Origin of the sequence: Oceanospirillum sanctuarii, from assembly GCF_002150805.1 — a bacterium.
In the GTDB taxonomy this organism is placed as follows: Bacteria; Pseudomonadota; Gammaproteobacteria; order Pseudomonadales; family Halomonadaceae; genus Oceanospirillum; species Oceanospirillum sanctuarii.
Genome location: NZ_MTBA01000018.1, coordinates 25,268 through 36,653 on the forward strand (window position 1 = coordinate 25,268; position 11,386 = coordinate 36,653).

Genomic DNA, 11,386 nt, shown 5'->3' on the forward strand with positions numbered 1-11,386 from the left:
AGATGCCCCTACATTGGAGCGGGATGATAAACGCTACTATGTGCGCTACCGCGATCAAAAATCAGTAACGGTTAAGGAAGCGTTCACCAACTACAACTATGACTGGGAGTCAAAATGGCACAACATTTACGATAAGCGTATTCAGCTGGAATACAGTGTTACTTATCAAACCGATGAGATTTTTGATTATCGCCCCGTTTACGCCGAAATTGAGAAAGAGATTCCGGTTCCGGATATCGGCTATCAAACAGTCTGGGAAACCCAAAATATAACGGATACCCAGACAGTCACGACGACAAAGGTGGGTGAGCAAACCGTATCTGGCATAGGCGCAAGCTTCTCGGGTAATTCTATTACTGCTGAAAACATTTTTGTTCAAGCCGGCGGTAAGGCAAATATCAGTGGTGCTATGCAGGCTACTGAAAATCTGTCGCTGACCAGCAGTGATCATCTTCAGATTAAGGGTGTTACAGTCGCCGGGGCTGACTTTGCCTCGCAATCTCAATTAATTGCTGGCGATAACCTGACGCTGTCGAGCGGCAATAACTTGCTGCTTTCAGATTCAGCTTATCTGAGTGCTGCGTATATCGATGTTGAATCTAACAACGATATGACTCTTCGTGGCGAGATCGGTACTGAAGCAAGCGAAGAACGCGCAAATACTTTGTCGGTAACCGCTCGAAGTGGTGGAGACCTCTATCTGGAAGCTGCTGTGCTGGCTGATAGCAAGATTGACTTGCAGGCTGGCCAGTCAATTAGTCAGGATGGCGGGATTTATGCGAATCTGGATGGCCAGCTGACAACTACCTCGGATACTGGTGTGATCTCGCTGACAGCAGGTGGCTATGGTGGCCATATTAAACTGGATGGCTCCGCTCTAACAGCAATGGGAGCTAACAGTAGTATTGCTATCTCCGCTGTTGAGGGGCGCTTTACCCAGTCGAAAGGTGTGATGACTGCTGAGCAACTGAGTGTTATCGCTGATAATGCGATGACACTGAATACGTCCATTTCTCAAATGAGCCTTGAGCTGACGGGTGCGGGTGATATTTCGCTGGTGAATACCGGTGACCTGGTTCTCGATAAGATCCGCTTAGCTGATGGTAGCTTATCTTTAGTTAACTTGGGTGATTTGACTCTGATTGATGTTCAGGCCCTTGGTACTTCTGATCGTAATGATATTCAGTTGACGACGTTGGAGACCGGTGAGGGTGCATCTGTTCAGATTGATCATTTGAGCTCAGTTGAGCGTGGTGATGTCATCATTAATGCCCAGGGCACTGTTAGCAGCATGGCATCCGGAGCTGAAATTCTGGCCGACCAGCTGATCATTGATGCTATGGCTCCTGTTGTTTTGAATACCAATGTTCAAAATGTTCAGATCCGTACGACCAGTAGTGGTGATGTGACCCTGAATCAGGGTTCTCGAACCCTGTCTGTATCTGATTCCCGGATTATGGACGGTAGCTTTAATTTGACGGCTGCTAGTGGCGTAGTAATGGATGATCTCAAGCTGTTATCTAACAAAGCAGATCGCGATATCTCCGTTAATGCCCAAGGTAATATTACCGTCAATAGTGTTATTGCGGGTATCTATCTCGATGCAGATCAAAGCTACACCGTGAAGAATTCAAATGGTGAAGATGAGGCTTTAACTTCAGTCAGTTCGGCCGGCATTGTGACCTTGATCTCTTCTGGTTCAGTAACTGAAGGGGCTGCGGATGATGCTGTTGACCTAGTGGCCGGACACCTGATTGTTAGTGCTGAAAAAGGAATCGAAAACCTTGAATTAGCAGTTAACTATCTGACTGCAGAATCCCATCAAGGCGACATTCTGTTGTCTGATACTGATGGCCATTTAGAGAGCACGGTGGGAATGCTTGTCCTGAAGGCCCAAACGGCTCTTTCTGGCGGCAATCGTGTTGAAATCACCGCTGAAAATAACCTTATTGTGACTGAAACTGCGGTTGTTCAGGGTGAGTTTGTTCGTTTGTCAAGTGAGTTGGGTGATATTCAGGCGGCGGCCCCTGTTGCTGGCGAATCTATTGTGTATACCAAAGGTATCGGATTTAGCGCAGTTGAAGGGACCGTTGACCTGTATCGTTTCTTTAATGCGCCTGTTTCCATGGAATACCGAGCAGGTGAAAGGTTTACTTTCGGTGAAGATCATTCTGCACTTCTGCCGGGGGATTTGAGTTCAGACTCCATTATTATCCAATCAGGTGACCTTATCTCCATTGATGGAACGATTACTGTCCAGGATAAGTTAGAACTCATCTCAGAAAAGAGCGTGAGTGTTTCCGGCGATATCCTCGCTAAAGATGGCGGGATGATTGGTGAAGTGATTGTTAGAGCAACCGGTGAATCTACCCTCAAGGTCGGCATTGATACCAATGAGACAGGAGATAAGACAGTCACCGAACAGTCAACCGGTTATATCAATATCAACACCGACTCTCTCAAGGCGTCTAACTTCGAGTTGAGAGCCAAAGAGGATATTTTTGTTGCTTTACAGGATAACTGGGCACTGTCTGGATTCATTGGCGGTCTGTCCGGTTATGAAAAAGCTGAGAATGTTACGCTTGAAATTGGCGGTCGTCTGGATGTTACAGGCGGCATTGTCGGTGCTATACAGAATATGGGGCTGCAGGCAACGACGATTACTGCTGATGGAGCATCGGTCTTTATTGCCGATGACCTGAAGGTTCAGGCCTCTAATGCGATTCAGCTCAATACACTGGTGAATTCAGTGAGTGCTGTTTCTACTAATGCTGGTGCAATCAGCATTAGTGAGGCGACAGATCTTTACGTGAAATCAGTGAGTGCTAAGAGCGGCCTGATTGATATTGCCGCAGGCGGTCATTTGTGGATTCGTGAGACCTTTAACATTGCCGACGGCAGTGATATTGAACTCAAAGCAGGCCAAAACCTTTATGTTGATAAGGTCGAAGCTGCTCAGATTGCAGGAGCAGATAAGAGCGGCGGCACTGTAACGCTGGATGCTAAAGGGGCTATTTATGAGCTGCCGGCTCTTATCCTTGATGAAAATGGCCTGCCGCTTGAGTCTGACTGGAAGAATTTGGTTAGCAGTACAAGTGGTCTGCAAGACAGTGATTTAGTGGCTTATGACAATCTGGATGCTGATGTTTTTGCTTATCGCGTTGTGCTGCAACAGGGTTCTGGTGATGCCAGTTACCAGCTGATGAACTCTGCCGATGACAAGGGGGCAAATACACAGATCGAGGTTCGCACGACTACCAGTGGTTCATCCGTTGCTACTGGAACTTCTCAGCAGACTATGACAGGTATTGTTTCCAGTTCAGGCACTCTGGCATCTGCTGATGTGGATACTGTTACTGAAGCGGGACAGAACCAGTCTCAGATTGTACAACTGGGTTTTGATACCTCTGTTGATCTGACAGCGGGAAGTACTCTGAGCCTCACGATCGACGGTGTTGATTACAGTGTTGAGGTTGCCGAAGGTGACACTTGGGTGGCTTTGCTGGATCGTTTTGCAGAGACACTAAAAGCTGGCGCAGCCGTCCAAAATGCGATTGTTTCCGATGCTCAGATAACGCTTGAAGGCGTTGTTAATCAGGAGTTTTTAGCAGAAGCCTTGATGTTTACCCGAGTGACAGAGTTCAGCGTTACTGAAGATCTGCTTGTATCCAAAGCTCAGATTCGGTCCGCAGGGACTTCTGTAGCACAGGAGGTCGTGCTGACATTTGCTCAGCTTTCCAATGCTGCAGATTATCGGGTTGATATCAGTGACGTTATCAGAACAGAGGATGATAGCTTTGTTTCTGCTGCTAACTCATTTATCTATCAATCTGATACTGATGCCACTTGGGAAGAAATCCTGGAAGGTATAAAAGCAAAGCTTGTGAGTCATTCCTTATTTGATGAGTCTGGTATTGTCATTGATACGACGAATCAAACCTTGACCCTGACAGCGAATGCTGCAAATCAGTCCTTCCGTGTGGATGCGTTTGTTTTACAACAAAATTTGGTGAATAGCTCTACCTATCGAGAGCCCATTCAACTTGCCGATGAAAATAATAGCCAGATAAACCTGGTTGAGTTTTACAGTACTGCTTCGGCAGATCTGACTTATGGCATCACTCTTGATGGCGTAGCTTACACCGTTTCTGGTATTGCAAGCTGGACTGAATTAGCTGACGCGCTCAATGCAGATAGTGCGCTTTCTGATGCAGGCTATACCTTTACGGCTAATGGTCAGAAGATGTTTGTTGAGAAGGGCGTTAACGAAAGCTTTGATCTTACCGATATCACAGCTGAAGATAACCAGCAAACAGTCATTGCTGATGGATGGTTGAATAGTAATACCTTTGAGCAGCCTTTGATTGAGGCAACGTCATCCAATGTCCAAACATCGGTTGTAAAACTAACTGATACTTATGGCTCTGACTCAGTTGTTCAATTGGTGATTGATGGAAATGAATACACATTTAACAGAGGTTCGCTTTCTTTCGCGCAGATGCTGACCAGTTTTGCAGATGCTTTGAATTCTGGGGTTGTTGATCCAAATACAGGCGATCCTCAATACAATGTTGTCGCTGATACGGCTAATGGCTTGTTGGTGATCTCTGCGGTATCGGACGATACTGCTTTCAGTATTGACTCAGTTAATGTTTATTCAGCTTCTGCAGCTAATAGCTTGATTAGTACAGAGCCTGGCCAAGATGCCTTCGAATCCTATCAAATCAGACTCCATAGTGGAGAGTCCGTCCTTGTTGACGATGTCTTTACTCTTTCTGTTGAGGGGCGTGAATATCAGGTTGTTGCTGCTGATGGTGATACCAGTGCAGATATTATCAGTAAGTTTGTTTCTGAGATTAATTCTGACGCGAACCTGGCTGTAATTGCTGAGATAAATTCTAATAATGCCAGCATTCTGAATCTTACCGCTGCTGAGAAAAATACGGCTTTCACCTTGGGTGAAATGACAATTGATCGCACTTTGGTCGAGAACTATGCAGACGCCGTCTATAGCCGTCTGACTCAAAATGCAGGTATAGAGCAGGCTCAGCAAAGTCAGGTGAGCTTCGGTGGTACCGCGTCTGTTGATGTCGCCTACAGTGTAGTGCTTAACAATACAACATACACTGCAGCCGCTTCTTCAGACTGGAGCACTATCCTGAGTGATCTTAAGGCACAACTTGATGCTTCAGGTGTTGTACTGACTGATGTCTCTGGTAGTAACTTATTGCTTACTGCTCAGGAGACGAATAAGCCGTTCAGCGTAAATGCGCAAGCTGAAGTTCTTGATATTGAGTCAGTCCCTCCAATTGACGGGGATTATGTCCTTATCCTACCGGAACGCAACCCTGGCAATCTTTCGATGGAGGTTACAGGAGCCTTCTCAGTTGTAGCTCTTCCTACGCATGATAATGAGACTATTAAACTGAAAGCAGGCGATGACTTAGTTATCGTTGAATCTATCAATGTTGGTGGTGGTTCAGTGGAGTTGGAATCTACTGCAGGTGGTATTGCGCTAGGTGGCACTGTTACTGCTAACACGCTTAGTCTCACCTCGAAGGATAACCTGACTCTGAACAGTGAAGTTAATACTTTGAGCGTGGCAATGCTGGGTGATGGTGATCTGACAGTAACTCAGACCGGTGACCTGGTTATCTCCAGCTTGAATATGGCTGGCGGTGATGTACTGCTAAATATTGAAGGTAATGTTGTTATTAATGACTTTACCGGCGATCTTGGCCAGTTGACTATCAATGCCACAGGTTCAGTTACTTTCTCTGATAGTTCTGTTGCAGAGATGGCGTCACTGTCCATTAATGCCAATGGCGCTGTAACCGGTTCTGTTAATACTGATCTTCTGAGCATCAATACAGTCGGTGCGGTTGACTTGCAGAACACGGATTCTGTTGAAGTGGTTGCTCTGAACAATGGCGGTGCGGATCTGGCACTGAGTTCCACAGGTGCAATTACTGTAAACACTGAACTAGATCTAAGTAACAGCGCTACCTTGAATCTGTCCTCGACTCTGGGGGCGATTGTTATGAATCAGGTAATCACCTCTGGGGCCGGTGCAATTACTATTACGGCTGAGGAGGGAATGACCTTCTCTGCTGAGGCTGACCTGAGTTCTGTTGATGGTGCGGTCACATTAGATGCGGGTTCCGGTGCCTTTACGATGACCACTCAAACCTGGCTTCAGGCTGGAGATGGCCAGATCAGTATTACCGGTGATGGCGATGTTACTCTCGGTAAGTTGCGTACAGACTTTGAAGGTGATCTCACAATCACCAGTGGCGGTGCTATTTATGATGCCGGCGACAGCCCATCTGATATTGGCGCTGTGAATGCAAATCTGGTGCTTCAGGCTGTAGGTGGTATTGGCCACGCTTCTCATCTGGGTGGAACTCTGGAGATCGATGTTGCCAGTTTGGATCTGGTGAACAGTGGTTCCGGTGATATCTATCTGGAGAATGTTGGCGATCTCAACATCGTTCAGCTTCAGCAGTTTGCGCAAAATGGTGATCTGGTTCTAAACACTCTGGATGGCTCTCTGACCATTGATGGTGCGATTACTGCTCAAAAGGGATCTGTAACCCTTTATGCTGCCGGAGAAACTTCTGGCATTGCTCTAAATGCTGATATCCGCACTTCGACATCTGAAGGTGGCAAGGTAAGTCTTACTGCTGAGGGTGAAGACCTTATCCTTAGCGGTGGTATCCGCGTTGATGGTTTAGGTGGAATTGATATTTCCACGCCTCAGGGTTCAGTTTTGAATAACCAGAACTATCTGTTGAATACTGATTGGCGTTTGTCAGGTGCCTTCTTTGATGAGCAGCTTGACTGGGCGTTAAGCAACGGTAAGTTCAGTGTTGATACCGCTACAGGTGAGATCCGTACCGCGAATGTTGAGGCTTATCAGGTAGCGAATCATATCGGCAATAATCAGGTACTTCGTTCCGCAGATGGTGCTTATATTCAGACCCAGGGGCATCTGACGATTACTGCCAAAAATCAGATTGGTCAGGAAACATCTGGCTTCTTCTACAGCCCAATGGCAATTGTGGTTGATGCATACAAACTCACTGTATCGAGTACTGAACGTCAAAACATCTCCATTTTGGCTACCGGAGAAGTGACGGTTGTCAATGATGATCGTTCAACCGGCTCACGTGGTGGCAATACCAATATCAAGGGCCTGAGCGGTTCTCAGAACTTCTCTGCAGCGGTAGATGCCGGTGGCAACAATATTCTGATCGTTTCTGACAAACTGGAAATTACAGAAGATATCCGCTCAGCGGGTGCAACCGTCACTATCAAGCCTGTGGATACGAATACCAGTATTACACTAGGTGAAACCGATGATGCGGATGTCCAGCTGCAGATTGATAATTCTGAGCTGCAGCATCTATTACCGGGTTTCTCGGCAATTGTTGTAGGTAGCGACACTGGCAGCCATGTCATCAATATTGGTGATAAGGATATTGAGCAGACTGTTATCGTGAACGATAACCTGATCCTGAAAAATCCAGCTGCTGGCGGCCATATCAACATCAATCAGGACTTGGTTGCGAAGAATGATGGTTCTATCACGGTATTTGGATCAGGTCACACCACTGACTGGGCGGCGAATGTAGCTGCCGAAGATAATATTCTGATTAATGACTCGATTAAGATCAGTGGCGATGTCTCTGTAATTGCTGGCGCAAACTACCTGACAGTTGTTGATGGATCAGTTTTCTCTGAAGGTCAGATAATTTATCAGGGTTCAGACCTGGCAAATGCAACAGCTAAAGCTACGGTTCATTGGGTTTCGGGTTCTGATATTTTCTTAACAGATAGCACGGGAACCTTTGTAGCAGATTCTGAACTGAATATTGATGGATCTGCAAACAGCAGTACTGTGTCACTTGTAGATACGGGCAATTCCGGAAGCATTACCTTGGGGCAGGCTAACTCCGGTCATTATCTGGATAGCCAGGATGGAAGTGATGACACGCTTGATCTAAAGGCTAATGGCGGAAATGTTACTGTTAACTCGGAGATAGGTCGCAATAATGCCTTGACCGGTTTGACAGTGGATGGTGCCAACAACGTCACCTTCAATATGTCTATGAATGTTGATGGCGATGTTGTTATTGATGCATCTGGTTCCGTTAACTTTAATGCCAATATGGTCATTAATGGCGACCTGATTGTTCGTGGTGCTGATCGTATCTACTTCCGTGATGACATTACTGTAACTTTCGCCAATGGTGGTCACCTGGTTTATCTGCAGGCAGATACCATTGATTTGCCTGTGAACCGTGCTCAATCTATTACTAATGACAACGGAACGCTTGTAATTGAGACGAAGACTGCAGGTCGTCAGATTAATCTGGCTTCTCCTGCCAGTGATGGTAATAGCAATGCATTGAATATTACTAACGCAGATCTCAGAGCTCTGAATCCTGGATTCGAGAAGGTTATTATTGGTACAGAAGCTTCCGATGAAAGCGGCAATCGTACTGGGTTGGCGAAAACGACAACTGGTGATGTGCGAATTGGTGCCATCAATGAAGCAGAGTCCTATACCTTCTACGACAAAGTCGAAGTCTACGGTAAGAACATCACAGTAGAGGACTATATCTCCAGCAGTTATATCCTTAAGTCGAACAATGATCTGTCGTTGATTGCCGAAGGCAATATCACCATAAGAAATGAAGTGGATGTTTTCTCTGAGGTAGTTGGTCAGGAGAAAACGCTGACTCTGTTCTCAAATAATGGCTCCGTTATTCAGGAAGACACCAATAAATCCCCTGATTCAGAGGTTGTTCGTACCAATACTTTGAATGTCCAGTCTGCGCAGGGTACTCAACTGCTTTGGACTGAGCTCAATGAGCTTAATGCTATCAATACTGGTGTTGATGGTGATATTCGCATTCACACTCAAGCAAGCAATCTGTACAACATTACGGGTGATCTGGTTCTGCATCGTGTGGCTCAGACAGATACAGGTGGTAGTGGTGATATCGTCATCAGTACCGAACTGGGCAATATCACCCTGTCTGCAGTTGCAAGCACCGCTGTTACTGCCGGACAGGGGGCTGATGCGGGTCAAACGGAAGATACTCTGATTGTTTCCGGTGCAGGTATTACTACAGTTGGCAGCGGTAATATCACTCTTGTTGCCTCAACAACAGCTCATGATGCGGGTGCGGATCCTGTAACCCTGAAAACAGCTGATGATGGAAAAACGATTACCATTAATGAAGCAGTTACAGGGACTACTGGGACTATCTCTTTGCTAGCGGATGGTCGTGTATCAACGCTTGGAGCCGGTGTTATCAGTGCAACTGATAGTGGTTCTATTGCTCTGACCTCAAATGCCGCTGATATTTTGCAAGGGGCTAATGTTTCGTCTAATGGCGGCCATATCAGTTTCAGTGCTGCAACTCATATCAAGATGGCGGCTGGCACTCTGACGGATGCTAATGCGGGGTCTGTCGAATACCTTGCAGGACAGCATATTGAACTAAGCGCCATCAATGCGGAAATGGCAATCACGTTGAAAGCGGGTATTGATGATGCCGTATTGGGTGGTATTCAGGTTGTTTCCGGTTTTGCGGGGAGCGTTAACCTATCAGGCGAAACCGATACGGTAACTTTGATCTCTGAGACCGGTATTGGTAACAGCTCTACTGCGCTGAAAACTCAGATTGCAGGCGTTACCGCGACGAATACTAGTAGCGGTGGCCTTTACCTGGCAGAAAGTACGGATCTGACTGTGCTGACAGACGGGCTTGTACTGTCGGGTTCAGGTGGTGATGCTGTTATCGAGCTCGGTAATGGAAGTCTGACTTCAGAGGGTTTGATCTCTCTGAAAGGTGATAGTGGCAATCTGCGGATTTCTGCTGTGAATAGCGGTAATACTGCCGATATCACGATTCTAAAAAACATAGAAACAACAAACGGTTCTATCAGCCTGTTAGCAGCTGATGCACTAACGCTAGGTACTGGTGCTGATAACCTGCTGATTACTACTTTGAAATCCGGTGAGACTCTAGACTTGTTGGCTGCTTCAGGTGCACTGACTATGTCAGCTAACGCACAGTTGCGGACTAACGCAGGCCATGCACGTCTGACGGCTCAGACGGATCTTGTTCTGGGCTTGGTTGATCTGCGCAGTGATGTTGACCGTAATGCGACTCCGGCAACTCTAAGTGGTCAGGCGAGCTGGGGATCCGCTGCGATCACTGCCGTTACCGGCAGTATTACCGATGCTGCTGACAATGGTGACCAGCAAGTTGATCTATTCGCTAATCACATCAGGTTAGAGGCTGGTTCTGCGGTAGGTGAGGCAATGGATCATCTAGAGACGGAAGCTGTTGATCTGGCGATAAAAGCGGATAATGGCGGTCTTTTCCTAACGGAATCCAGTGTTTTGACCTTGGCTGCAGTAGATGATCTTCAGGTGAATCGTATTGACCAGGAGGGCAGTTCCTCTTTAAGTCCAGACCCACTTGGTGCTGCACTTGCAGGGCTGACTATTAGTTCGGGCGACCACAACCTGGTTCTGGTGAATAAAACCGGCGATCTGACCCTTGATCAGGCGATTGATGTAAATGGCAACGGCAATATCCGCTTTGAATCTATGGCGGGTAACCTGAATCTGAATCAGGCGATCAGCTCTGACTCTGGTCACATATCGCTTCTTGCTGCCGGCAATATCGTGATGGCAGCAACTGCAGATGTGACTTCTGGTGCCGGTGCCCATATTGATATTGAAGCGACAGGAGCGGGTCATAGCCTGACGATGGATGCCGGTACACGCATTCAAACTGATGCCGGTAATATTCGCTTGGCTGCGGCTGATGATGTTTATCTGGCTCTTCTGGACACGCGTACGTCGTCTGATCGTTTGTCATCATCATTGTCTGATCAGCTGGTTTGGGGTGATATCAGTGTCACTGCAGGAGGTTCTGTACTGGATGTAAACGCTTCAGATATCAACCTTTATGCACAAGCTGTTCGCCTTTATGCGGCTAATTCTCTGGGAGAGGCAACTGATCACCTGGATTTGGAAACTTCACAGCTTACTGCACAAACGTCTTCTGGTGGCTTGTACATCACGGAGGCAACAACCCTTCAACTGAGTAGCTTGTCTCAGAGCACTCATCGAGTGAAAGTGGACGGCACTATTGCCGACTCTTCAGTGGTTGATGCGGTTCAGTCTGATCTGGATAGTGCAGCCGATCTCGCTCTTGTATTGACCGAAGGATCTCTGACGGTTGATAACGGATCCCTGATTAAATCTTCGGGTAACCTGCTGCTGAAAGCGGGTGGCGCAAGTTCTGATCTGATCCTGAACGCAGCGATCACCAACTCCGTTGGTCATACTAGTTTGCAG

At 46.8% G+C, this 11,386-nt stretch carries 1 protein-coding gene (only partly in view); it reads left to right on the top strand.

Annotated features, from left to right (window positions below; all coding sequences use genetic code 11):
• On the top strand, positions 1–11,386 hold part of the coding region annotated (locus tag BV405_RS17735) for a hypothetical protein (protein WP_086482148.1) (this coding region is incomplete at both ends). 25,267 nt of the annotated region lie to the left of the window's left edge; 11,386 of 36,653 annotated nt are visible.